Origin of the sequence: Fischerella sp. PCC 9605 (assembly GCF_000517105.1) — a bacterium.
Taxonomy (GTDB): Bacteria; Cyanobacteriota; Cyanobacteriia; order Cyanobacteriales; family Nostocaceae; genus PCC9605.
This window is the reverse complement of the sequence record NZ_KI912148.1, coordinates 1,606,158-1,629,650: the sequence shown is the minus strand read 5'-3', so window position 1 is coordinate 1,629,650 and position 23,493 is coordinate 1,606,158. Positions and strand designations below refer to the sequence as shown.

Genomic DNA, 23,493 nt, shown 5'->3' with positions numbered 1-23,493 from the left:
TAGTTAGTGGTTAGTGGATAGTGGTTAGTGGTAAATAACACCCAACTACTAACTACTAACTACTAACTACTCCCCAAACCATGTTTATCACTATTGTCGTCTTACTAGCCTTCTATCTCGCTTTTAACCTGGGTGCAAATGATGTTGCCAACGCAATGGGAACCTCTGTAGGTTCCAAGGCTGTAACTCTCAAACAGGCATTAATAATTGCAGGTGTATTGGAATTTACGGGTGCGGTACTGTTTGGACATGAAGTATCGGAAACTCTCGCGACGAAAATTGCCAATCCCAGTTTATTTGCCAGTACACCCCAAATGTTAGCGATTGGGATGATGACAGTGCTACTAAGTTGCGGTTTGTGGTTACAAATTGCCACTTCCTGCGGTTTGCCTGTGTCTTCTTCTCATGCGGTTGTTGGTGCGATCGCAGGCTTTAGTTGGGTAGCTTTGGGAATAGGTGCGATTGATTGGTCATCAATTGGACAAATCACCTTGGGCTGGATTGTCACACCAATAATCAGTGGTGCAATTGCTGCTTTATTTTACAGTCAAATTAAGCGCTGGATATTAGAACAACCGCATCAATTAATACACTTAAATGAGTGGATACCCTGGTTAAGTGCGATGTTGCTAGGAGTATTCGGTGTAATTGTTCTACCAGCAGTTACTCAACCGATCGCAAGTTTTTTGATTAAGGAAGTTGGTATAAAAATACCTGCTCACGACATCTCATTACTTGTGGGAGGAATTGCAGCGGTTGGACTTAGCTTCTACAGTTGGCGAGAGTTGGAGATGGGGAGAGAGGGAGATGGGGGGATGGGGGGATGGGGAGATGGGGTGAAATCTTTCTCCGTATCACAAAATTCCCAATTACCTACCGTTGAGCGCCTATTCGCCAAATTCCAGTTACTGAGTGCTTGTTTTGTTGCCTTTGCTCATGGTTCTAATGATGTCGGTAACGCGATCGCTCCTTTAGCGGCGATCATTTACATTCATAACACTGGCACAGTACCGATCGGCGGGATCGCTATTCCGATCTGGATTTTAGTACTTGGTGGCGCTGGCATTGTCACTGGTTTAGCTGTCTGGGGTAAAAAAGTCATCGCTACTATCGGTGAAAGCATCATTCCCTTACAACCCAGCAGTGGATTTTGCGCCGAACTTGCAACTGCCACCACCATCCTACTTGCCTCCCGCCTAGGATTACCTGTTTCCACTTCTCATGCTCTTGTCGGTGGTGTAGTTGGCATTGGACTGGTGCAAAACCCTAAATCAGTTCAATTTAAAACTCTCCAAGGCATTGCCACTGCTTGGCTCGTGACAGTACCCGTGAGCGCAGGACTTAGTGCTGCTATCTTTAGCATTGTCCGGATTTTAAATTTGGGATGAGTCATTTTGGGGTTTCCCTACACTCCTGTCAAAGTGTGAGTCTTGGCAATGGATTTTTCTTGGTGTCTTGGTAGTGAAAAAAGAATGATTGAAACACTAAGACACTAAGACACTAAGACACTAAGAGGTGCTAAGGTTTGGGTTCGTTTTTGACCCACCTTGACAAGACTACCTCTAGCGAACGCTAATTCTCTAAAATGCTCGTCGGGCGATCGCAGGACTGTGTATTTTTCACAAAAATAGTTACAGTTACAAATCAATCCTTGATTGATAGGTAAACTGTCATTATATTTACATTCTTCCATGTTAAATGTATTTTTAGGAAACTCTGATAGGCAAAAAGTGGTTGGTGTGTCAAGGGGTCAGAGGTAATAAACTAATGGGACGATTTGAAAAGCGATCGCAAAACTCACGAGCAGGCGATCCATTAGCAGAAGCAGACACTGCTCTACGGGCTGTAACAGAAGAATTGCAAACTATTCAGCGAACCGTGCTTAAGTCTTTACAGGAAGATATTCAGCGACTACAAGCGGAGAAACTCCGTTTAGCTAATGATGTTCAACGTCTGCAACAAGAAAAAGAAGACTTACTTCAAGGTCGGCAATTCAGCGACTTGCAACCATTGTTGAGTCAGTTAGCACAAGTTTTGGCGAATCACATATCGTCACAACTAAAATCTTCGCTGGAAACTTTAGCTAACCAAGCTGTAGAAAAAGACAATGCTGTTGCAAATCAAGTTCTTGGCTCATTAGATGATACCCTTACCATCACTTTTAACACTTTGCAGCAGGAGGTAAAGAACTATCAAAATAATCTTTCCCAACAGTTGTCTCGGATGTCGATTCAACAACAGCAAGGGGAAGAAATCTTAGCAGAGTTAGTAAATCGTCTGCATGGAGAACTGGTGCGTGAAGAACTCACAACAACCAAAAAAGGAGCATCTCCGCCAACAGTAATCCAATTTGTATCACCTTTTGATGAAGAACCGACTGAGCAACAGCAAGATATTATTGCTTGGGAAGACAAACCAACTGAGCAACAAAACGAGCAACCGCAAGATATTATTGCTTGGGAAGACAAACCAACCGAGCAACAAAACGAGCAACCGCAAGATATTATTGCTTGGGAAGACGAACCGACCGAGCAACAAAACGAGCAACCGCAAGATATTATTGCTTGGGAAGACAAACCAACTGAGCAACAACAGCACGTTTCTCGGGAAGTTGTCACGAAACTCCAACAAACAGATACTATTTCACAGCCAATAGCACCACAATCCAGTTTGCCTAAGGAGGCGATCGCAAATCATCTTCTGCCAACAAGAATAGTCCCCAAACGCGAAACTAGACCTCCTACTGCATTCGTACCAACACCACCACCGCCAGAGGAGTATACACCAGCGCCACCACCTTCTCGGGTGAGAAGGTCATCGATACCAGCAATCGGTCTATTGTTGGTCGTGTTGTCAACGGTGGCGACATCGCTTTACAACGTAGCCATTAAAGTGGTTTTTAACCCAGGTACTCTGATTTTTGGAGTATTTGAAGTCGAGCGTTTGCTACCACCGACTTTGGGTAATTCTCTGTTAATTTTAATGCTCCGGATGCTAATAGTTGTACCGTTGATGTTAGTTCTGGCTCCCATGATGCATCCGCAAGTATGGCAAGACTTGCAAAGCTTAATCCAATCAGCACGAGCAAAATCTTCTACTGCCAATGCTCAAGCCAAGCAGCTGTTGTTATTGTCGATTGTGAGTGGATGCTTTTTATTTTTATCTCAGGTATTAATTTACATTGCCATTGGTCAAATAGCGGTTGGAATGGCGATTACACTGTTGTTTATCTACCCAGCCATTAGTGGACTATTGGCATGGTTTTTATTCCGAGATCAACCTAATTCCTTCCGCTTGAAAGCGCTTGCTTGTATCTGTTTGGGTCAGATGCTAGTTTTGGCAGGTTCTACAACCATCGGCACGGGTAACGTTTTAGGTAGCACCACAGCCATAGCTTCAGGAGTCACTTTTGCTGTGTACGTAATTCTCACACGCATCTGTGCAGCCAAACTACATCCTGTCTCCTTTACCTTAATTAATTTCGCTACCGTGTTGCTGTTGTCCTTCATTGGTCTGATGCTACCTTTACCAATGAATTGGAGTTTGCTACTAAATCCTAACAACTTGTTGGAATTGATTTTAAGTGCTTTTATTTTGGGCGTATTCACTCTGTTTGGTTATTTATTCAATAATGTTGGTATTCGCAAACTAGGAGCCACACGTTCTGCAATTGTGGGTGCTACTATTCCTGCTTTAACAGTGATTCTTGCTGGGTTTATTATTCAAGAAAACTTGCAACCTATACAAGTGTTAGGAGTTTTATTAGTAACTGGTGGTACGGCTGCTGTTAGTTATGAAAAAATGCGAAATCGGAACAAAGTTCCTAGGTCTAAAAATTAATATCAACTCGTACAAGAAGTCAGAGTAAAGAAGCCTGAAGAGGAAAGCCTATAAATTAAACTGTTGTTACCTTTTTCAACTCAATAGTAATTTTCACCACACTGCAATATTAAGAAGTAAAAAGTAAGAAGTAAGAAGTAAAAAGTAAAAAGTAAAAAGTAAAAAGATAATACTCATAAATAAATTGAGGGGATTTAATAAGGACGTATTATTTCTCGTGCTACGCATCTCGATTGGGAATGTTTTCCCGATCGTTCCATAAATAAATAATGGTGAAGCGTGACCATTTTTCTTATTCTTTATGAGTGACTTTTAACTTTTAACTTTTGCCTTGTTTGGTCAAAAGTTAAAGAAAAAGCGAATTTTTTGTAAAAAAAATTTAAGCAAACCGCCTGTATGTATAAGCTAGCCTGAGATTCATGAACTTTTTAGCGTGTGTGTAAATAAAAGTTTTAACAACAATGGTAAATTTGTAAATCTTTTTACATATGCACTTGAGCAAAACTGCTAAAATCAACAAAAATCTTTCTAAGAAATAAAAGGTTTTTTTAGTTTTGAACGATCACCTTAAATTGAGGACTATGAACTTCCCTCAAGCTAAACTACCATGTCACAGGAGCATCACCAAAATTTTGCAAACGCAAGGCAGTTCGCTATACGCTGCGTTGAGTGTGAGACTGCTGAAGATACCACTTAGGTTGAATTTTCTGTTGTAGAACAGACATAGCAGAGGTTGCTGCAAAAGCTTAGTGCCCTTAGCTGACTTGCGATCTAACACCCTTGAGTAAAACTAAGTTATGGGTAACTTCCTCCTCGATAAGCGAGCAGTGCTGGAATTTTAAACAGCCAAGTAGTCATCTAGAAAGCTAGCAACGAGAGTGGACTATTGCTTTTGAGCTTATCCTTCCGCTTGTCAGTTCCAACTTTTGGTAAACAAGCCCCGCATATAGAACAACTGATTAGTTGGTTGTTGCATACAATTGCTCAAATCCCCATATTTGGGCAAAACTACTTGCAAAACTTCCGGCAAGTTAACTCTATCAAAATAGTTAATTCTGCCATTTTGCCAGAAAATACGGACTAAATGACAATTATGACTACCAACAACACTCATGCATAACGCATAATAGATCATCTGAGTAAAGACATCACTTTCAGTCGGGTGTATACTACATACTCTCCGTTGGCTGATAACTGTAAACGTGCTATTCAACTGTCTGTTATATGAGTAACGACGTAGATCTGATCAAACGCCTTGGCCCCAGTGCGATGGATCAGATCATGCTTTATCTGGCTTTTAGTGCTATGCGGACGAGTGGGCACAGGCATGGGGCGTTTTTGGATGCAGCCGCAACCGCAGCTAAGTGTGCAATCTACATGACCTATCTAGAGCAGGGACAAAACCTGCGAATGACAGGGCATTTGCACCACTTGGAACCAAAGCGAGTGAAAGCCATTGTCGAGGAAGTCAGACAGGCGTTAACTGAGGGCAAATTGTTGAAGATGCTTGGTTCTCAAGAACCACGCTATCTGATTCAATTCCCTTACGTCTGGATGGAAAAATATCCTTGGCGACCAGGGCGATCGCGCATTCCCGGCACAAGTTTGACTAGCGAGGAAAAAAGACAAATTGAGCAAAAATTACCGCCTAATTTGCCTGATGCTCACTTAATCACCTCGTTTGAATTTCTAGAGTTAATTGAATTTCTGCACAAGCGATCCCAGGAAGATTTACCCAAAGAACATCAGATGCCTTTGAGTGAAGCTTTGGCGGAGCATATCAAGCGCCGTCTGCTTTACTCGGGTACTGTGACACGTATTGACTCTCCTTGGGGGATGCCCTTCTACGCTCTCACCCGTCCCTTTTATGCGCCAGCAGACGATCAGGAGCGCACATATATCATGGTGGAAGATACCGCTCGGTACTTCCGAATGATGAGAGATTGGGCAGAAAAAAGACCCAACACCATGCGTGTTTTGGAAGAGTTAGATATCCCACGCGAAAAGATGGAGCAGGCTATGGAAGAATTGGATGAAGTTATCCGTGCTTGGGCAGATAAGTATCACCAAGAGGATGGCATTCCAGTGACTTTACAGATGGTCTTTGGTAAAAAAGAAGACTAAAAATCCAAAACATTCAGCATGGTCTTCAGATTTTCCTGGGGAAAACTCTTAGCTAGTGGCGTCGCAAGCCCCACACTACACAACAAGTACTTTTAAGTACAGTGTTGTTAGTGTGGGATAAAAAAAATAGGTAAAAAATATATATCCTTGTAGATTGACACTCCCATATCTAAATGCCATTTTAGATTGGCGTCTGCTCAGGGAGAAGACGCCAATGCTTGTACAACAACATTAGACACTCCCAAATTTTGATCGTAGAGTAGCGAAATATTCATATCATGTCCAGTTGAACACTTATATTATCCGTTGAGGTCGGTAACAGATAGTTGGTAATGGGATGACAACTATGAAGCCGCACTCACAGTGGAATATAAACTGATTAAACGGACACGATATCATTTGTTGAGAGAGTATCAAGACAGTTGTTAAGCCAAAAACAATTAATCTTACTGGTTGTTTGGATTGCTAGGGTTTGGATTACTAGGGTTGAGATTGTTAGGAATAGTATTGCTGGGACTTGGAATACTAGGGTTGAGATTGTTAGGAATAGTATTGCCGGGGCTTGGATTAGTGGGAATTGGCTGAGTTTGAAAAGAGGGTTGAAAAATAGTATTACCTGTATTTGTAGGTATAAAAGAAGGTAAGAAGCCGCTAATGTAATCAGTTGCATCAATACAAGTATTGAGAGCCTGAATAGGAGCTAAATTTTCAATTTGCGATCGCAAACCCACCACACACTGAGCGTAGCGTTTTGGCAATAAACTGACACCGCAGTAATTTAAAACTTCTTTATTAACAGCCTCTTTAGTATTCTGGCTAATACCAACTACACATGTGCCTACATCCTCGGGACGCCATGATTGTCCACAGGTAGAGAGGGCATCTACTGCTGCTATGTCTGTCTCGCCCTCAATTTTAGCTACGCAAGAAGACAAATCCCGGGGACGCAATGCTCCTGCACAAGAACGCGAAGCTGCTTCCGCAGTAACACCCGCCCTCAAAAGTTGGGATGCACAAGCACTGTATTCATTTCCGTAGGAGGCACTGATAGCTGTAGCGGGTAAAAAAGTCATTCCTAACCATCCCACCACAGTCAATGCTGGTGCAGCAATACCAGCACCAGAGCGTAATTTAGCTCTTAGCATCATTTTGTGTGAATATTTGCTGTTTTTCTTTCCTGGCATGTCCGTTCTGCTCCAATCACCCAAGGTTATGCTATCTCATCTTTAAACTTTGTTCTCACCCAATTTGGCAGGAAGCTTTTGGGAAGCTGCTATAATAATTATACAAAATGTAAAATTTGTACAATTTGTTAAAAATGACAAATGCTGTCAGCGCAACAGAAGCTCGTGCCAATTTTCAGGAACTAGTTAATCGTGTTGAGTATGGAGGCGAACGCATTGTAATTGAGCGGCACGGTAAGGCGGCCGTTGCCATTATTGGGCTAGAAGACCTCAAGCGTTTAGAAGCTCTTGAAGATGCCATTGATTCTGAACAGTTGCGCCGTGCTGTGGCAGAAAACGATGGATTTACAACGCTAGAGGCGATCGTTGCCCATCGTGAGAATGAGTGAACGCTATACTCTGAGGATTGCTAAAACCGCAGAAAAAGATCTATTAGACTTACCAGCTAAACAGTTTAAGCAAGTTGTGTCAAAAATTTTTTCGCTACAAGCCAATCCTAGACCGCAAGACTACAAAGCCTTGAAAGGTTATGAAGGAGGCTATCGTGTTGATCAAGGAGAGTACAGAATTCTGTACACCATTGACGATGAGAACCAATTGGTCGATGTGTTCCGTGTAGGCAAGCGGAATGACGATGAAGTATACAAGAATTTGTAAATTTAACAGAATACGCAATCGCTCTCGATTCCTGATACAATTATTTTTAGATGTAGCGAAAAATCCGCAAATGGGCTGGCTGCTGGCATTTGACGGTGTCGTGGAGGCTTGGAAACTCAAGCGATGACGACGGCACGCTGAGCGTTTGCAACCAAGAGCTTAAAACAACAAGTACAGTACGGCGAGACACGTCGAAACTGACTCTGATTGCTTCAGAGTAAAAGCTTGGATAAAAAAGCATCTTTGTCATAATGCGGGCAACTGCATTATTTTTGGATGTGCGTTTCTTGAACCAAGAATCCCTACCACTTTTGGTCAGGGAATGTCAAAATGATATGTCTGGGTAAAGTTGAAACAGGATTAGATTAGGAAGCTCATGTCCCGATACAGAGGACCACGATTAAGAATTACACGTCGCCTGGGGGAATTACCAGGATTAACTCGTAAAAGTGCCAGACGCTCTTATCCTCCCGGCCAGCATGGTCAGAACCGCAAGAAGCGCTCTGAGTACGCTATCCGTCTTGAGGAAAAGCAAAAACTCCGCTTCAATTACGGTTTGACAGAAAAGCAACTGCTGCGCTACGTACGGAAAGCTAGACGCGTTACTGGTTCTACCGGACAAGTGCTACTGCAATTGCTAGAAATGCGCTTGGATAATACGGTTTTCCGTTTGGGTATGGCTCCCACTATCCCAGCAGCACGGCAATTGGTGAATCACGGCCATGTTACAGTTAACGGTCGTGTAGTCAATATTGCCAGTTACCAATGCCGTCCTGGAGAGGTTATTGGTGTTAGAGACAGGGAAGCATCCAAGAAATTGGTGGAAGCTAACTTGCAATATCCCGGTTTGGCAAACCTCCCCAGCCATCTGGAGTTTGATAAAAACACCTTGGTTGGCAAAGTCAACGGCGTCATTGAGCGCGAATGGATAGCACTCAGCATTAACGAACTGCTCGTGGTTGAGTACTATTCACGACAGGCATAATCGTCATTGGTCATTTGTCATTTGCAAAGGACAAATGACAAATGACCAATGACTACCCCCCAATTTGCGACATGGTGCGCGTGTAAACACCCGCTGTTGTACCCGAGTCACGTTGCTTAAAATTAACTTCGGGTTTAATTGCCAGTAATTGTCTCACCTGCTCCCGTAATTCGGCGGTACTGACACCTGCACGGAGAGCAGTTTTTAAGTCTATTTGCCCATTTTCATTCAATAAACACGGACGCAACCAACCATCAGCAGAAAGACGCATCCGGTTACAGCGATCGCAAAAACACTCCGACATCTGACTGATAAATCCTAGCGTTCCCTTCGCCCCGGGAATTTGAAAGACATCGGCTGGCCCACTACCACGAACTTGTGCTTCTGTCAATCCCCACCGTTCGCGGATGCTTTGTCGGAGTTCTTCTGAGGGTGTCCAACCGCGATCGCCAAATAATTCGGCGTTACCAATCGGCATAAACTCAATAAATCGGACATGCCATTGTTTTTCAATGGTCAACGCCGCGAGATCCAGAACTTCGTGGTCGTTAACATTGGGGATCACCACTACATTCAGTTTTAGGGGATCAAATCCCACACGGTAAGCAGCTTGAATACCATTCCAAACATCTTGCCAACGAGAACGACCGCGATTACCGATGATTTGGTCAAAGATGTCGGGATCGAGGGAATCTAGGCTGATATTAATTCGTCTTAATCCAGCATCATATAGGCTTTGCGCCATTGGAGCGAGTAAAAAGCCGTTGGTAGTCATGGAGAGGTCTTGCGTTTGGGGAAGAGAAGCGATCGCCCTCACCAACTCCACTACACGTGGACGTAATAGGGGTTCCCCTCCAGTCAAGCGAAACCGGGTAAATCCTACAGGGATAAAAACCTCTTGAATGAGAGTCAGCAGTTCTTGATCGGTCAATAGCTGTTGCTTGAGGATGTAATCTAATTCTGCTCCCTCTGGCATACAGTATTGACAGCGGAAATTACAGCGATCGATTAAACTAATCCGGAGGTAGTCTACCTGGTTCATGATTTAATAGAGTTATCTTATAGACTTGATAGATAAAGACATAAATTTGTCAAGCTAGATCGGCTGCTTGTTTTGTAAACTTTACTAACATTCTTTTAAGTTAGCTTGGATTGAGTTGAATTGCTAATTAGGCGTTGCTGAATAAAAATGTAAATTATTCATCGATGCGTTGCTCCTGAGTGAAAAAATATTTTGTGTAGGTACAGGTTTTAAATCGTAACTCGCGTAACTCGTTCCCAGGTTCAACCTGGGAAGATAGCTTACAGAGGCTCTGCCTCTGGTTATTTTACCGAGGCGGAGTCTCCATGCTGGCGTTCCTACGCACAGCGTAAGAACGAGAGAGAGATTGCGCCAATTCTCTTGCTGCCACATCGTTTTTTGTGCTTCGTGTAGGGCAGTAGTAGGAGATTTCCCTTGTTGGAAAATTGCTTTGTAGAATTGGGGTATTAACTGTGATGTGCCTGTGTCGTTAGTTTTCCTACAGCATTCCCGCGATCGCCTTTAAGCTAAGGTGTATTTACTGGCATGATTATTGTGTCTCTAATTTTTTCTTAAATATGTAGAAACCCGGTTTCTAATAGAAGCCGGGTTTGTTATCCCAATTCATGATTTTGCAACTCACCTATGTCAGAAAATCTTACTCCCCCAATCACCAAGCCTCGCGTTACGCATTTTTCCTCTGGTCCTTGTGCAAAACGTCCTGGTTGGTCTGTTTCTGTTTTGCAAAATGCTTGTGTAGGTCGCTCTCACCGATCCGAGAGTGGCAGAGCAAAGTTAAAAGAAGTAATTGAGCGATCCAAGAAAATTTTGGGTGTACCCGCAGATTATCGCCTGGGTATAGTGCCTGCTTCCGATACAGGTGCAGTGGAAATGGCGCTGTGGTCAATGCTGGGAAAACTCCCCCTGGATATATTGGCATGGGAAAGCTTTGGTCAGGAATGGGTAAAAGATGTAGTCGATGAACTCCAATTACCAGATACTCGCATCTTCAAAGCTCCCTACGGGAGTTTACCGGATTTAGCGCAAGTGGATTTTAGCCATGATGTAGTATTCTTGTGGAATGGAACCACTTCCGGCGTTCGGGTGCCGAATGGTGATTGGATTGCAAGCGATCGCACTGGGTTAACAATATGCGATGCTACATCGGCAGTTTTCGCGATGGACATACCTTGGGATAAGTTAGATGTAGTTACCTATTCTTGGCAAAAAGTCTTGGGTGGAGAAGCCCAGCATGGCGTCATCGTTCTTTCACCCCGTGCTGTAGAACGCTTAGAAACCTACAAATCACCACGTCCCTTGCCAAAGCTGTTTCGCCTCACGCAAAAAGGCAAGTTGATTGAAGGTATTTTTCAGGGAGATACCATCAACACGCCATCAATGCTGTGCGTAGAAGATGCATTAGATGGGCTGATGTGGGCAGAAAGTATTGGTGGACTTGCTGGTTTAATTAGCCGTAGTCAAGCCAATCTAGCGGCCATTGTTAAATGGGTAGAGCAAAGTAGCTGGGCGGACTTTTTAGCTGAAAAGCCGGAAATTCGCTCTTGTACGTCAATTTGTCTGAAGATTGTGGATGCGTGGTTTACTGCCCTAAGTCCAGAAGAACAGGGAAAATGTGCGAAAACACTGGCGAAAATCTTAGAAAAACAGGATGTAGCTTACGATATAGCAGCCTATCGGGCTGCACCTCCTGGAATCAGAATTTGGGGTGGTGCAACAGTTGAAACCGCAGATATTGAAGCCCTGCTACCGTGGTTGGATTGGGCATATGCGACTGTGAAAGCGGAAATGAAACAAGCAGGGTAGTTGACACTCCCCGAACTTCTAGTTCGGGGATTCTTGGCTCACCGAGCCGACTTGTCTAAATGCGGCGTGAAGGGGAGCGATAACAACCAATATCTAGTGTTCGCAGATTGTGTAATAATAAACCGATCGCATACACTATTACCATCTCAACCGTGCAATCAACCGATAACTTCGATGACCTAGCTGCTGCCCTACAACAGCCAGCAGATTTAGATTTTGAGCTACCCGATCCGGAAGATGAGGAAATTCCAGAGCAGGAATTTCAGCAGCAAGTCGAGATAGCTTGGCAAGTGTGCGATCGCTTTGATTTGCAAACGGAAATTTGGCGGGGGCGAATTTTACGAGCAGTTCGAGATCGAGAGAAAAAGGGCGGAGACGGACGCGGTACGGGATTTCTGAAATGGCTGAAAGAACGGGAACTCAGCAAAAGTCAGGCTTATGCCTGGATTCAATTAGCTAATAGTGCTGATACTCTCTTAGAAGAGGGAAAGTTAGAGCCAAGCGCCATCAAAAACTTCAGCAAACGGGCATTTGTAGAGACTGCCAAATCAGCACCAGAAGTGCAAGTGATGGTGAGCGAAGCAGCACAAAAAGGCGATCGCATCACCAGAAGGGAAGTACGTCAACTCACCGATGAATGGACAGCGATGTCTTCGGAGTTGTTACCCGAACCAGTCAAACAAAAAGCGGCAGAAAACGCCCTTCCTCCCCGTTACATCGCGCCTCTAGTCAAAGAAATGGAAAAACTGCCAGAGTCGCACCAAAAATCCTTACAGAAGGAAATTGCCCAAAGTCCCGATGTCGATACCCTCAAACAGGTAACTTCAGAAGCACGTAGTCTCGCAAAATACCTCAAAGCAGCTGCTCAAGTCCAAGCGTTGAACGAAGAAGAAGTGGACATCGAAACCGCACTCATAGAAGCGCAAAGAGTAGGTTGTTTGAGCATTGCTGCTGACTTGGTAAATCAGGCATCCCAGCTAGAACAAACAATCGCCAAAATGTACATGACTTGGAAACGCATTAGCAATTTAGCAGATAGGCTATACGTAGATACCGGTGCCAGTACACCACAATTGCGATCGCTCCTGAATTGCTTAGAACCCCTTGGCAGCGAAGTGATGGAATTGCAACTTGGTAGCGCAGGAGAACGCACCATTCGTCTGCAAATTCAGGAAACAAGTTGAATGGTTAGTGGTTAGTGGTTAGTAGTTAGTAGTTAGTGGTTAGTGGTTAGTGGTTTAGTATTTATTCCACTCTCCCCCTCTCCCTATCTCCCCCACCTTCCCATCTTCCCACCTTCCCTCTAGGCAAGATCAAGGGCGTGTTGCTTCAATTCATCCAAAGAAGCGTATTCTAAAGCTGATGCATGGGTTGCTGACAAAACAACGGGTGGTGCAACTCCAGCATCTAGTGCTTCCTTCCAGCGAGAAGCGCACAAACACCAGCGATCGCCAGGCTTTAAGCCCGGAAAATCAAACATGGGAACGGGAGTACTCAAATCGTTTCCCCTTGACTTGGTGAATGTCAAGAACTCTTCAGTCAATTCTGCACAGACAAGGTGTGCGCCAAAATCACCTGCACCCGTATTACATGTTCCATCCCGATAAAAGCCTGTCATTGGTGAGGTGCAACAAATCTCTAGCGTTTCTCCGAGGACGTTCTTAGCCTGTGTCATGGCAAAAATTCGTGAATCAATTCCTTTCAAATAGTAGCTTCTTAACTGGGAAGTCGACTCTTAACTTTTGACCCTACCTCTATCAAGGCGTGAGTCTTGGAAATGAATTTTTCTTGGTGTCTTAGTGTCTTGGTGGTGAAAAAAGAATTATTGAAACACCAAGACACCAAGACACAAAGAGTCCTTACAGCAGTCAATTTAAGCAATTGATTTCGCGCAGCAAATCTCCTAGTAATCCTCTATCTCGAATCATGCTTAGATCGGGGTCATTCTTGAGCAGTTCTTGGAAGTTGCGATTGATGAGCAGGGCTGACTCAAGGCTTTCCATTGCGAGTGAGATATCCCCTATCCTAACTGCACAACAAGCGCAGTTATACCAAGCGTACTCATCGTCAGGTTTGAGATCAATGGCTTTTTGATAGCTTTTCAGTGCTTCTTCATAGCGTTCTAGATATCTGAAAGTATCCCCTAGCTTATAATGAACCCAAAAATCGTCTGGATTGATAGCTTGGGCTTGGTTATAACTTTTAATGGCATCTTCGTAGCGTTTCAAATGTCTCTGGGCATCTCCACGACGCAACCATGCCCAGTAATCGTCTGGACGGATGGATAAAGATTGATCGTAGTCGGAAATCGCATCTTCGTAGCGTTTTAAATGTCTATTGGCATCTGCGCGGCGAAAGTAAGACCAATAGTCATGCGGACGAATTGCCAAAGCTTGATTAAAACTGGCGATCGCTTCTTCAAACCGATCTAAATCTTCTAGCAAGATACAGCCTCGATTGTACCAGGCCCAGTAATCATGGGGGCGTACTGCTAAGGCACGATCAAAACTAGCAACTGCTGTCTCGTAGTCACCCAATTCTCTTAAGGCGCTACCTCGGTCATACCATATCCAGTATTCATCAGGGCAACTAGCTAAAGCTTTGTCGTAACATGAAATTGCTTCCGAGTAGCACTCTTGCCGTTCGAGTCGTTTACCCTGTCGATACCAGTATCCACTGTCATCTGTGACAAACCGTGGAGTATCTGCCTCAGCCCTTGCTGCTTGACTCATGATTTTTGCCCCAACCAAACAGTTACTACCGCTACAGACAAGTGCACTATATTATATTACTGCGTTGGGGCTTTGTTTTTAAGATTTTGTCAAATCACATCTTGTAGAACTCGGCGGGTATTTTGCCAAGCCCAAATACCTACGACAGAAACTACTACACTCATCCCCACCAGCACGCTTCGCAAACCTAAAGCATCTGTGATTGGGCCAGTAATTGCCAATGGTAGAGAAAGGGCAATATTGATGGCATGATTTTGAAACCCAAATACTTTACCAAGCATCGAAGGTGGTGTTTGGTGTTGAATTAAAGTTTGCATTGGCACACCAATGAGGGCGGCACCTATTCCTAGCACAGCACAAAGTCCTAGTGCTAATAGCAGTTGGTGAGTAAAAGTGAACACTCCTAAAACCACTGCCATCATCAAAAATCCAATCAAGGGTAAGGGTTTGTGATGTAATTTCTCAGCCCAGTTACCCAAGATCCCTGCTCCCGTTACCATTCCTACCCCTGCTGCTGCTAAGAAAAAGCCAAATTGTTTCTCTTTTAAACCAAACTCCCCTGCTAATCGAATTGCCAAAACCATTAAGGCTGCAAACACGCAATATAAAGTCGTTAATTGCAGCATGGCATTCAACACCAAACGATTTTTCCTAAGATAGCGCAAACCTTGTTTGAATTCAGTCCACGGATTGATTGTTACCTCACTATCACTGATAGTTGTGTTGTCTTTTAATTTAATCGGCTGCATTATGCCCGCAGAAGTCAGGTATAAAATTGTCACTACAAGCTCTTGACCGTAGTCTGGGCCAAGCAAGTGTTTTGCCCAACTCAACATTGGCTCACCGATCGCAAACCCAACAATTAAAGCACCCATCATCGTGCTACTAAACAGGGCATTCGCTGCCATCAAATTCTCTCGCCGTACTAACAGTGGGATGGCTGCCTGTTCAGCTGGTGCAAAAAACTGCGTCACACTGGAGATAGCAAAAGTCATTATCAACAGGATCAGAAATTCCCGTGGTAAAAACGGTATCAACAGTGTCATTAGACCGCGTACCACATCCGAGCCAACCATGATCAGCTTTTTTGGAAAACGGTCTACAAAAACCCCTCCAGCAGAACCAAACAGAATGGCTGGTACTGTAAACGCCACCATCAAAGTTGAGTACATGGAGTTTTCTGCCAAACCAGGAGGGGGTGGGTAGTTTTCCAGTAGGGCTACCATCAAAACAAAGAAAACCTTATCCGCAAGCTGTGACAACAACTGCCCAATCCACAGCAGCATAAAGCCACGGTTTCTAAGCAGAACACCAAATCCGTTATTTACAGCAGCAGGTTCAGTTGGAAACATCAGAATATTTGGGGAATAGGGGATAGGGATGGGGGAATAGTAGGGGGAGAACCGGAGGTGGGGAGATGAGGAGATGGGGGGAGTGGGGGAGTGGGGTAGTAGCATTGGCCATTAGAAATAACCAACCACCAACCACCAACAACCAACTACTACCTCATACCCTATCACCCCATCACAGCCTAGCTCTTTAATTCTCACTCCTGCTTAGCATTTCTATCTTCCGGATTAATTTTCTTTATAGCGTACTAAAAGCTGATACAAGAATTCAGACGCACTGAGGCGCTGTTGGGAGGGCGATTCCCCACCAGATAAGTCTACCCGCCAGCCTTGTACGGTTTGAGGCGATCGCCACATTTCTAAATGGTCGACTGCTGGGTCTGCATAAAAGTTATTTTCACCGCTACCAAGTATTTTGGAACTCCAGTGAGTGAAATAATCATGGCTCATCCGATGGATAGGAAAATTACCCCATAATGGTACTCCCCATCCATCTATGGCAATAAAAGCCTTGACACAACCTCCCAACATTTGCCACGAACATGCAGCAGCGATCGCCCCAACTACACCAGCACTAAAGCAAATGAATATAACTGGCGATTCTAGCCGATCTCCTAAATGCTGGTGTAAAAAATGCAAAATGTGAAACGCTGATAAAGCCGAAAAACTTTCCGCTGGAAAAATAAGTATATTTACTGAATTTGAAAAAGATAAATTATCAACAACTACTTTTCTCCAAGCTGAGATGAAGTTTTCGGTTAACTCTGGTTCATGGATTCCAGGGCAAATAATAATGCTCATAAGTCGTTTGGTATCAGCAGCTGTCACACCCATATTAGTAGTAGACTTAAATGTCGTAAATATAACATTAGTTATTTATTAATTTCAGAATAATTGCCGTTGTTAGCTAGTAGAATAGGTATTTATATACACCGCCGCATGCTATGCATAACTCAATGCTACTACTTAGGTTTATCAACTCTGGCACAAATTGGGTAGTGGTTAGTAGTTAGTAGTTAGTCATTATTCTCCCCCTCTCCCACTCTCCCCATCTCCCACTCTTCTATTCCCCATTTCCTTATTCATGCATTGTGATGTACGCAGTTAATAACTATTACTTAATATTTAGTCAATTCCAATTTTTAACTACCATTAAGAAAGCTGATTATTTGATATTTATTTGTCATCACTCTAAAGAAATAAAAAAATATAATTTTACATAAGATTTAAGTGAACTGAAAGAATTTCTCCTCTTTGGAAGGTAATACCTCCGCACTTAGGTAGACAACAATTACCTTTTTCAAAATATAAAGTTTGTATTAATCCCTGGCTCGACTAGTGTTTCCATAAAGCCCTCAGATAAAATGAGTCGCTTCAAAACACTTTTTAGAAAAAGTAGCCGTTTTTAATTCTACTCTTACTTTAAAACTAGGAGTCTTTTATGCGAATTGCTCAAGTTGCCCCATTATGGGAGAGAGTACCACCTCCAGGTTATGGTGGCACGGAGTTAGTCGTGGGTTTGCTAACTGATGAATTAGTCCGACGCGGACACGAAGTAACCCTATTTGCATCTGGAGATTCCCTGACTCTGGCAAAGCTAGAATCAGTTCATCCCCGCGCCTTACGACTCGATTCAACTATCAAAGAATACAGTGTCTATGAGATGTTGCAAATGAGTCGAGTGTATGAGGCAGCAAACGAGTTTGATATTATTCACTCTCATATGGGCTATACTGCATTGCCCTATGTCAATTTAGTAAATACACCCACTGTTCACACATTACACGGCATCTTTACCCCTGATAACGAAAAGTTGTTTGTACACGCTAAAAATCAACCCTACGTGAGTATTTCTCATTCACAGCGCGAACCAAGGCTAGGGTTAAATTATGTAGCAACTGTCTACAACGGTATTGATGTCAATACTCATGAGTTTCATCCCCAACCAGAAGAACCGCCTTACTTAGCATTTTTGGGTCGGATTTCGCCAGAGAAAGGAACGCATATAGCCATAGAGATTGCTAAGCAAGCTGGTTGGCGTTTAAAGATGGCAGGTAAGGTTGATGTTGTTGATAAAGACTATTTTGAACGGGAAATTAAACCTCTAATTGATGGTAAGCAAATAGAGTATTTAGGTGAAGCTAATCATATTCAGAAAAATGCTCTGATGGGGGGTGCAGTAGCAACTTTATTCACCATCACTTGGCGAGAACCGTTTGGATTGGTAATGGTAGAGTCAATGGCAGCAGGAACACCAGTAATTGCCATGAATATGGGGTCAGTTCCAGAAGTAATTGCCAACGGAAGAACAGGCTTTATTTGTAGCAGCATTGAAGAATGTGTTGATGCTGTTAATAAAGTAGCGGAACTAAACCGTTATGCATGTCGGGAGCACGTCGAAAAATATTTCAGCGTGCAAAAAATGGTAGATGGGTATGAAGCAGTTTATGAGAAACTTGTAGCAGAGCGACTGACTCAAAGTGGAAAAGTTATGCACTTTGATGATTTTAAACAGAAGTCCCAACTCACTGGATATACCCTTGCTCCAAGGCTGCGTTCAAATATGTAACTTAACAAGCTGTAATTGAGAATTCGTAATTCGTAATTACTGTATTTTAATTACGAATTACGAATCACTTTTATATTTGGATTTACGCTTCAGTTGGCTCGGCATAACCTTGCAAGTTCTCTGGCTCAAATTGCCGTAAAATCCGAGTTGCCTGACGGGTTAATTCTTCAGTACCTTTGACCACAATTAGGTATTTGCCTTCATTCAAACGATTGCGATAAGGTAGAGCATCCCCACTACCAACAGTTAAACCTACTCCACCGCCAACTAAATATGCACCGAAAGCACCAGCGGCGGCTCCTAAAAGTCCACCAATCAGATGATTGCCAAGGCTACCAATCGGAAATATTTCAATGCCTGTCAATAAATTGAAGGCATAGCCAGCCACAAAACCAAATGGAATTAACCAAGTTGACAGGCGAGACGCTCCTTTTTTCGCTTGCAATTTGGGGTCTATTAACCCATACTCATCAGCACTTTTGTATCCTTGACCTAAGATGTCAATTTGATTGGTTGGTAAGCCTTCTTTTTCGAGGGCAGAGTAAGCTTCTTCTGCCTGTAATCTATCTGGTAGAACTGCAACAAGATAATTCATAATTCATGATACGAACGCGACTGTAATTTTTGAGCCAATCTATTCATTTGTTGACTTTGGCAACAGGTGAATAAAGAAGATATTTATTCAAAATAAGCACTATAATTATCAAAAACCTCAATCTTGAGAGGGAATATTAGTAATCGATACAAATTCAATATCAAAAAAATATGAGAGGGTATGATAATGACTGGGATACTTGAAATTCATTGAATGAACAAGATGAAAATACTATTCTTTGAGCATAGCTGTCTCCTGCCTTCTTCTTTTCCCAATAGGTTTCCCCTACGATAATTAATGACTACAATAAAATGAGACACTTTCTGGAGTTTTGGCAGTGGGCTTATTTGATGATTTGAGTAGGTTTCTGGAAAACCGTTTAGAAGAATTTTTGCGAAATAATCCACACTTGGAGTTAGAAGCGTTGCTGGAACAGCTGCGCGAGCAAGAGGAAGACACATTAAAGCTGATTGCAGATTTACAATTACAAGAGAAGCGATCGCAAGAGGAAATTCTGTCCACTGCTCAAGAAATCCAAAAGTGGCATATTCGCGTCCAAAAGGCCAAAGATTCTGGTAGGCAAGATTTAGCGGCTGCGGCACAAGAACGAGAAGCCGCACTGTTGCGCCAAGGAAACCAGCTTTGGGGACACATGCAAGGGTTAAAAGAACGCATTTCCCAAGCACAAGATTTACTGCGGAAAGTTCAACAACGGCGACAGGAAGTACAAGCAAAAGCAGCTGAAGCACAAACAGCACGCGCTAAAGCACAAGCACAGCAGCGCATAGAAACTAGTGGTTGGTGGAATCAACCTAGTAGTTATTCCAGTGGGTACGATCCCTTAGAGGAAAAATTCCGCCGTTGGGAAACTGAGGCAGAGTTGGAAGAAATGAAGCGAAAAATGGGAAAGTAGGGGACTAGGGACTAGGGACTGGGGACTAGGGATTGGTTAGTAGTTAGTGGTTAGTAGTTTAACTAATAACTGACGATCAACAAACAACAATCAACAATCAACAACTAACAAATGACATTCCCAGTTTACTTTTACTTGGGTTCGTTGCGGATTCACCCGCATATTTTATTTGAATCTTTGGCTTATACTGTGGCGTTTCGTTTAGTATTGCGTAACGTCCGTAAAGATTCTATTACACCAGCACAGCGCACTTCTATTCTTGTTGGTGGAATGTTGGGTGCGCTTTGTGGTGCAAAGGTACTAGTTTTACTGCAACATATTGATTTGCTTTGGCAAAATTCACAGCTATTTCTATTACTATTACTCCAAGGAAAAACAGTAGTAGGAGCACTGGTAGGTGCAGTGATTGGGGTAGAAATTACGAAAAAATTTATTGGTGTCAGCCACTCTACTGGTGATGTATTTGTTTATCCATTAATTTTAGGAACAGTAATTGGTAGGATTGGTTGCTTTCTGACAGGATTGAGCGATCGCACTTACGGAATTGCTACAAAATTACCTTGGGGTGTAGATTTTGGCGATGGCATTCCTCGTCATCCCACCCAATTGTATGAAATTGTATTTTTAATTATACTAATGATATTTATACGGCTTCGCAGTCGCTATGAATACCAAGAAGGTGATTTATTTAAATTTTATTTAGTTTGTTATTTAAGCTTTCGATTTTTGATAGATTTTATAAAGCCGGATTTTCGTATTTTTTTGGGGATCAGTGCGATTCAAATTGCTTGTCTATGTGCTATTGTGTATTATCGCCGCACCATTGCTCAGATGTTCCAATTCAAATCATGAGGCATGGATCATAGTATCTTTTTAGACTTTTTATCCAGCCTAAAATTATTGTTTGTTGGCTACATTCCTGCTGTGATTTTGGGGATTATACTTGGAAGTTTTATTGGTATGAACCCCTTAGTTTATCAGATATGCAAACGGACACTGCAAATTCCGTATAGTATTCCTCCGATAGCCCTTCTACCACTAGCTTTAATACTGTTTCGAGAATTAGAAGTAGCAACAAGTCTTGTTGTTTTTTTTAGTGCTATTTGGCCGCTAATTCTGAATACAGCTAAAGGTATGCGAAAATCCCGCACCCAAGGCAATAACATTCGTGTGGCAATTAATCATATATTTAGTGCTTTAAGGACTGGCATCTGGACAGCTTGGTTTACTGTCATTGCCACAGAAATGTTAACAGTAGGTAAAGGGTTGGGCTTTTTGATTTGGAATAGTTACAAATCTGGTAACTACAATGTCATCATTGAGAGTCTAATTTATATCGGCATAATCGGCTTTCTACTAGATCAACTACTAGATATTACAGGAAATATTCTTTCACAGCTTATTTCAGAGGAACGGAAAGAAATCTGACGTCTAAACTTAACTAATAATGTAGAGTGTGTGACGCGATCGCTAACACATATTTTCTGTTAATGGTGCTTTACTTGCCGTAACGCACCCTACTGGCGTGTCAAGGCTCGCTGAAGCGCTTACTACGAACATTTTCTATTACACCATTTTAGGCTTGCCAGTCCACTACAATCTAATAGATTGGTTGATTTGCACCAGAATTCAAAACATCTTAGAAATGGAATTGATTTGCTGTGGGATTTGGTAAAGAGTGAGTGATATTTTTTGTAATCTCGCAAATAATTGTTTAGCGACGATTTGAGGATACTGAAAAGATTTATTGAGGAATAATTCACACTTTGGTGTAAGATGAAAAACAAAATTCTTCATCATGCCCACTCACAATTATCTATTTTATGCTTTGACGAATAGTGTTTGTTCAAAGTGTCTCGTCAAGGTAGAAGCAAAAATTATTTTTCAGGACGATCGCGTTTATTTAGTTAAACACTGTCCTACTCACGGACGAGAAGAAGTTTTGATTGCCGATGATATTGAATATTACAAAAAATCCCTGGAATTCATCAAGCCAGGAGATATGCCACTTCAGTTTCATACACCGATAAAATATGGTTGTCCTTATGATTGTGGATTGTGTCCCGACCATGAACAACATAGCTGTTTAACTTTAATAGAAGTAACAGATAGGTGCAATCTTTCTTGTCCAATTTGTTATGCTGATTCCGGTGCAGAAGAATTTTCACAAGTTTCTCATCAACCCAGACACCATCGCAGCTTAGCAGAAATTGAAAGGATGATTGATGCGGTGGTGGCTAATGAAGGAGAACCGCAAATAGTACAGTTGAGTGGTGGCGAACCGACAATCCACCCAGAGTTTTTTCAAATTATGGATATTGCTAAAAGCAAGCCGATTAAGCATTTAATGATTAATACGAATGGGGTGCGGATTGCGAAAGATAAAACTTTTTGCGATCGCCTCAGTCAATACATGCCTGGTATAGAAGTATATCTGCAATTTGATAGCTTTGAGGCAGAAGCGCTAAAAGAATTGCGGGGTGCAGATTTGCGTAGTGTTCGCGAACAAGCGATCGCACACCTGAACGAATACAATATCTCTACAACTCTAGTCGTCACCCTCAAAAAAGGGCTAAATGACCACGAAATCGGCAAAATAATTGAGTATGCTTTGCAACAGCGTTGTGTGCGAGGCGTAACATTTCAACCCATCCAAGCTGCTGGACGTTTGCAGGGATTTGATCCCAAGCGTGATAGGTACACTCTTACAGAAGTACGCAGGTCAATTTTACAACAGAGTCCCTACTTTCAACCTCAAGATATTCTACCTGTTCCTTGCCATCCCGATTGTTTGGCAATGGCCTATGTGCTGAAACTGAATGGTAAAGTCATACCACTGACTGGACTAATCAATCCCGAAGTGTTTGTAGAAATCATGCCGAATAGCGTACTTTACGAACAAAACGCAGAACTCAAACACCACATTTTTCAGTTATTTTCTACCAGTCATTCACCCAGTTCAGCTGCAACATCATTAAAGCAACTTTTGTGTTGTTTGCCAATGTTAAGCGTACCTGAAGGTATTACCTATGCGAATATTTTTCGGATTATGATAGTCCAGTTTCTCGATCCCTTTAACTTTGATGTGCGTTCTGTGAAGCGATCGTGTATTCATATCGTACATCCAGATGGAAGGATTATTCCCTTTGATACCTTCAATATTTTTTATCGCGAGGGTAGTGCTGGGTATGAATTGGTTAATAAAAAAAATTGAATTTTGCCATTTAAGAAAAATCCATGTCTCGAAGAAATGAATTTACTAATGTTATTGCGGGTGCTTTTTTAGTATTGGGAATGCATATACTAGCAATTGTTATTTTTCTTTTTCTGATATTGTTGGAGTCAGTGATTGGCTATGCATTAGCAATAAATTTTTTCCTACGAGTTTTGATTATATATCTTAGTGGTATTGGGATCACTCAACTTGTATATATCATTCCCGTTATTTTTATACTAAAAAGACGAGAAAAATTCCCATTGATGAAAGGAGTAATTGTTGGTGCAGTCATCACGGCTTTACTCAATGGTGGTTGTTGGATATTTTTCTTAAATCAGACATCGTAAGAAATTATTAATTATGAATTATGAAATTTTTAGGATTCAGCATTTATCATTCATAATTCTCACCTATCTCTTGAAAACATTAATCTTCTAAATCCACCTTATAAATAAATATAATTTTTCTTCACAACAAACAATC

Annotated in this window: 22 protein-coding genes and 1 pseudogene; 15 read left to right on the top strand and 8 right to left on the bottom strand. The window is 42.3% G+C overall.

Annotation, left to right across the window (positions count from 1 at the left end):
* Positions 1-80 precede the first annotated feature (80 nt).
* From FIS9605_RS0109485 to hetR, 4 genes are all read left to right on the top strand, one after another.
* Positions 81-1,388, top strand: coding sequence for an inorganic phosphate transporter (locus FIS9605_RS0109485; protein ID WP_197036017.1), 1,308 nt, complete (start codon positions 81-83; stop codon positions 1,386-1,388).
* Between the two features lie 379 nt (positions 1,389-1,767).
* Complete coding sequence (locus FIS9605_RS0109480) at positions 1,768-3,840, top strand: DMT family transporter (RefSeq protein ID WP_026732382.1); 2,073 nt, start codon at positions 1,768-1,770, stop codon at positions 3,838-3,840.
* Positions 3,841-4,726: 886 nt separating this feature from the next.
* Positions 4,727-4,924 (top strand): hypothetical protein, encoded by a 198-nt coding sequence (locus FIS9605_RS42545; protein ID WP_197036016.1) that lies wholly within the window; start codon positions 4,727-4,729, stop codon positions 4,922-4,924.
* Positions 4,925-5,064: 140 nt separating this feature from the next.
* Positions 5,065-5,964 carry a heterocyst differentiation master regulator HetR gene (gene hetR / locus FIS9605_RS0109470; protein WP_026732380.1) on the top strand — a complete coding sequence of 300 codons (900 nt, stop codon included), beginning with the start codon at positions 5,065-5,067 and terminating at the stop codon, positions 5,962-5,964.
* Positions 5,965-6,410: 446 nt separating this feature from the next.
* On the opposite strand, the gene FIS9605_RS0109465 is transcribed toward hetR, so the two are convergent.
* Positions 6,411-7,148, bottom strand: coding sequence for a hypothetical protein (locus FIS9605_RS0109465; protein WP_026732379.1), 738 nt, complete (start codon positions 7,146-7,148; stop codon positions 6,411-6,413).
* 134 nt (positions 7,149-7,282) lie between these two features.
* On the opposite strand from FIS9605_RS0109465, the gene FIS9605_RS0109460 reads away from it, so the two are divergent.
* The 3 genes from FIS9605_RS0109460 (at position 7,283) to rpsD (ending at position 8,790) form a co-directional block, all read left to right on the top strand.
* Positions 7,283-7,537 carry a type II toxin-antitoxin system Phd/YefM family antitoxin gene (locus tag FIS9605_RS0109460; RefSeq protein WP_026732378.1) on the top strand — a complete coding sequence of 85 codons (255 nt, stop codon included), beginning with the start codon at positions 7,283-7,285 and terminating at the stop codon, positions 7,535-7,537.
* Positions 7,530-7,805 (top strand): type II toxin-antitoxin system RelE family toxin, encoded by a 276-nt coding sequence (locus FIS9605_RS0109455; protein WP_026732377.1) that lies wholly within the window; start codon positions 7,530-7,532, stop codon positions 7,803-7,805. Before FIS9605_RS0109460 ends, FIS9605_RS0109455 begins: the two co-directional genes overlap by 8 nt.
* 376 nt (positions 7,806-8,181) lie before the next feature.
* Positions 8,182-8,790 (top strand): 30S ribosomal protein S4, encoded by a 609-nt coding sequence (rpsD, locus tag FIS9605_RS0109450; RefSeq protein ID WP_026732376.1) that lies wholly within the window; start codon positions 8,182-8,184, stop codon positions 8,788-8,790.
* Between the two features lie 52 nt (positions 8,791-8,842).
* On the opposite strand, the gene moaA is transcribed toward rpsD, so the two are convergent.
* Both moaA and FIS9605_RS46565 read right to left on the bottom strand, forming a co-directional pair.
* The gene (gene moaA / locus FIS9605_RS0109445; RefSeq protein WP_026732375.1) at positions 8,843-9,832 is read right to left on the bottom strand and encodes a GTP 3',8-cyclase MoaA; all 990 of its coding nucleotides are present in this window, start codon (positions 9,830-9,832) and stop codon (positions 8,843-8,845) included.
* Between the two features lie 123 nt (positions 9,833-9,955).
* Positions 9,956-10,297, bottom strand: a pseudogene (locus tag FIS9605_RS46565) (hypothetical protein); the annotation flags it as partial.
* 159 nt (positions 10,298-10,456) lie between these two features.
* Here FIS9605_RS46565 and FIS9605_RS0109440 point away from each other — a divergent pair.
* Positions 10,457-11,635 carry a phosphoserine transaminase gene (locus FIS9605_RS0109440; protein ID WP_026732374.1) on the top strand — a complete coding sequence of 393 codons (1,179 nt, stop codon included), beginning with the start codon at positions 10,457-10,459 and terminating at the stop codon, positions 11,633-11,635.
* Positions 11,636-11,787: 152 nt separating this feature from the next.
* A complete protein-coding gene (locus FIS9605_RS0109435) occupies positions 11,788-12,819 on the top strand; it encodes a hypothetical protein (protein ID WP_026732373.1) in 1,032 nt (343 codons plus the stop codon).
* Between the two features lie 119 nt (positions 12,820-12,938).
* Here the strand turns inward: FIS9605_RS0109435 and FIS9605_RS0109430 are convergent, their stop codons facing one another.
* The 4 genes from FIS9605_RS0109430 to FIS9605_RS0109415 all read right to left on the bottom strand — a co-directional run bounded on the left by FIS9605_RS0109430 (position 12,939) and on the right by FIS9605_RS0109415 (position 16,517).
* Positions 12,939-13,310 (bottom strand): DUF2237 family protein, encoded by a 372-nt coding sequence (locus FIS9605_RS0109430; protein ID WP_026732372.1) that lies wholly within the window; start codon positions 13,308-13,310, stop codon positions 12,939-12,941.
* Positions 13,311-13,503: 193 nt separating this feature from the next.
* Positions 13,504-14,367, bottom strand: coding sequence for a tetratricopeptide repeat protein (locus tag FIS9605_RS0109425; RefSeq protein WP_026732371.1), 864 nt, complete (start codon positions 14,365-14,367; stop codon positions 13,504-13,506).
* An 89-nt stretch (positions 14,368-14,456) separates the two neighbouring features.
* Positions 14,457-15,719 (bottom strand): MFS transporter, encoded by a 1,263-nt coding sequence (locus FIS9605_RS0109420; RefSeq protein ID WP_026732370.1) that lies wholly within the window; start codon positions 15,717-15,719, stop codon positions 14,457-14,459.
* Between the two features lie 225 nt (positions 15,720-15,944).
* A complete protein-coding gene (locus FIS9605_RS0109415) occupies positions 15,945-16,517 on the bottom strand; it encodes a hypothetical protein (protein WP_026732369.1) in 573 nt (190 codons plus the stop codon).
* A 640-nt stretch (positions 16,518-17,157) separates the two neighbouring features.
* On the opposite strand from FIS9605_RS0109415, the gene FIS9605_RS0109410 reads away from it, so the two are divergent.
* The gene (locus FIS9605_RS0109410; protein ID WP_026732368.1) at positions 17,158-18,285 is read left to right on the top strand and encodes a glycosyltransferase family 4 protein; all 1,128 of its coding nucleotides are present in this window, start codon (positions 17,158-17,160) and stop codon (positions 18,283-18,285) included.
* Positions 18,286-18,367: 82 nt separating this feature from the next.
* Here FIS9605_RS0109410 and FIS9605_RS0109405 read toward each other — a convergent pair whose 3' ends face one another.
* The gene (locus tag FIS9605_RS0109405; RefSeq protein ID WP_026732367.1) at positions 18,368-18,880 is read right to left on the bottom strand and encodes a hypothetical protein; all 513 of its coding nucleotides are present in this window, start codon (positions 18,878-18,880) and stop codon (positions 18,368-18,370) included.
* Positions 18,881-19,217: 337 nt separating this feature from the next.
* Here FIS9605_RS0109405 and FIS9605_RS0109400 point away from each other — a divergent pair, with 337 nt between their 5' ends.
* The 5 genes from FIS9605_RS0109400 (at position 19,218) to FIS9605_RS0109375 (ending at position 23,357) form a co-directional block, all read left to right on the top strand.
* Positions 19,218-19,793 carry a TIGR04376 family protein gene (locus FIS9605_RS0109400; protein ID WP_026732366.1) on the top strand — a complete coding sequence of 192 codons (576 nt, stop codon included), beginning with the start codon at positions 19,218-19,220 and terminating at the stop codon, positions 19,791-19,793.
* Between the two features lie 111 nt (positions 19,794-19,904).
* Positions 19,905-20,645 carry a prolipoprotein diacylglyceryl transferase gene (locus FIS9605_RS0109395; protein ID WP_026732365.1) on the top strand — a complete coding sequence of 247 codons (741 nt, stop codon included), beginning with the start codon at positions 19,905-19,907 and terminating at the stop codon, positions 20,643-20,645.
* 3 nt (positions 20,646-20,648) lie between these two features.
* Complete coding sequence (locus FIS9605_RS0109390; RefSeq protein WP_026732364.1) at positions 20,649-21,221, top strand: nitrate transporter; 573 nt, start codon at positions 20,649-20,651, stop codon at positions 21,219-21,221.
* 370 nt (positions 21,222-21,591) lie between these two features.
* Positions 21,592-23,007, top strand: coding sequence for a radical SAM protein (locus tag FIS9605_RS0109380; protein ID WP_026732363.1), 1,416 nt, complete (start codon positions 21,592-21,594; stop codon positions 23,005-23,007).
* Positions 23,008-23,030: 23 nt separating this feature from the next.
* A complete protein-coding gene (locus tag FIS9605_RS0109375; protein WP_026732362.1) occupies positions 23,031-23,357 on the top strand; it encodes a hypothetical protein in 327 nt (108 codons plus the stop codon).
* Positions 23,358-23,493: the final 136 nt, after the last annotated feature.

Excerpts from the sequence above, each read along its gene's own strand:
- FIS9605_RS0109465 (WP_026732379.1), bottom strand. The coding sequence starts at position 7,148 with ATGCCAGGAAAGAAAAACAGCAAATATTCACACAAAATGATGCTAAGA.
- FIS9605_RS0109415 (WP_026732369.1), bottom strand. The coding sequence starts at position 16,517 with ATGAGCATTATTATTTGCCCTGGAATCCATGAACCAGAGTTAACCGAA.
- FIS9605_RS0109480 (WP_026732382.1), top strand. The coding sequence starts at position 1,768 with ATGGGACGATTTGAAAAGCGATCGCAAAACTCACGAGCAGGCGATCCA.
- FIS9605_RS0109410 (WP_026732368.1), top strand. The coding sequence starts at position 17,158 with ATGCGAATTGCTCAAGTTGCCCCATTATGGGAGAGAGTACCACCTCCA.
- FIS9605_RS0109405 (WP_026732367.1), bottom strand. The coding sequence starts at position 18,880 with ATGAATTATCTTGTTGCAGTTCTACCAGATAGATTACAGGCAGAAGAA.
- moaA (WP_026732375.1), bottom strand. The coding sequence starts at position 9,832 with ATGAACCAGGTAGACTACCTCCGGATTAGTTTAATCGATCGCTGTAAT.
- FIS9605_RS0109485 (WP_197036017.1), top strand. The coding sequence starts at position 81 with ATGTTTATCACTATTGTCGTCTTACTAGCCTTCTATCTCGCTTTTAAC.
- FIS9605_RS0109390 (WP_026732364.1), top strand. The coding sequence starts at position 20,649 with ATGGATCATAGTATCTTTTTAGACTTTTTATCCAGCCTAAAATTATTG.
- rpsD (WP_026732376.1), top strand. The coding sequence starts at position 8,182 with ATGTCCCGATACAGAGGACCACGATTAAGAATTACACGTCGCCTGGGG.
- FIS9605_RS0109425 (WP_026732371.1), bottom strand. The coding sequence starts at position 14,367 with ATGAGTCAAGCAGCAAGGGCTGAGGCAGATACTCCACGGTTTGTCACA.
- hetR (WP_026732380.1), top strand. The coding sequence starts at position 5,065 with ATGAGTAACGACGTAGATCTGATCAAACGCCTTGGCCCCAGTGCGATG.
- FIS9605_RS0109395 (WP_026732365.1), top strand. The coding sequence starts at position 19,905 with ATGACATTCCCAGTTTACTTTTACTTGGGTTCGTTGCGGATTCACCCG.
- FIS9605_RS0109460 (WP_026732378.1), top strand. The coding sequence starts at position 7,283 with ATGACAAATGCTGTCAGCGCAACAGAAGCTCGTGCCAATTTTCAGGAA.
- FIS9605_RS0109420 (WP_026732370.1), bottom strand. The coding sequence starts at position 15,719 with ATGTTTCCAACTGAACCTGCTGCTGTAAATAACGGATTTGGTGTTCTG.
- FIS9605_RS0109375 (WP_026732362.1), top strand. The coding sequence starts at position 23,031 with ATGTCTCGAAGAAATGAATTTACTAATGTTATTGCGGGTGCTTTTTTA.
- FIS9605_RS0109380 (WP_026732363.1), top strand. The coding sequence starts at position 21,592 with ATGCCCACTCACAATTATCTATTTTATGCTTTGACGAATAGTGTTTGT.
- FIS9605_RS0109440 (WP_026732374.1), top strand. The coding sequence starts at position 10,457 with ATGTCAGAAAATCTTACTCCCCCAATCACCAAGCCTCGCGTTACGCAT.
- FIS9605_RS0109455 (WP_026732377.1), top strand. The coding sequence starts at position 7,530 with ATGAGTGAACGCTATACTCTGAGGATTGCTAAAACCGCAGAAAAAGAT.
- FIS9605_RS0109430 (WP_026732372.1), bottom strand. The coding sequence starts at position 13,310 with ATGACACAGGCTAAGAACGTCCTCGGAGAAACGCTAGAGATTTGTTGC.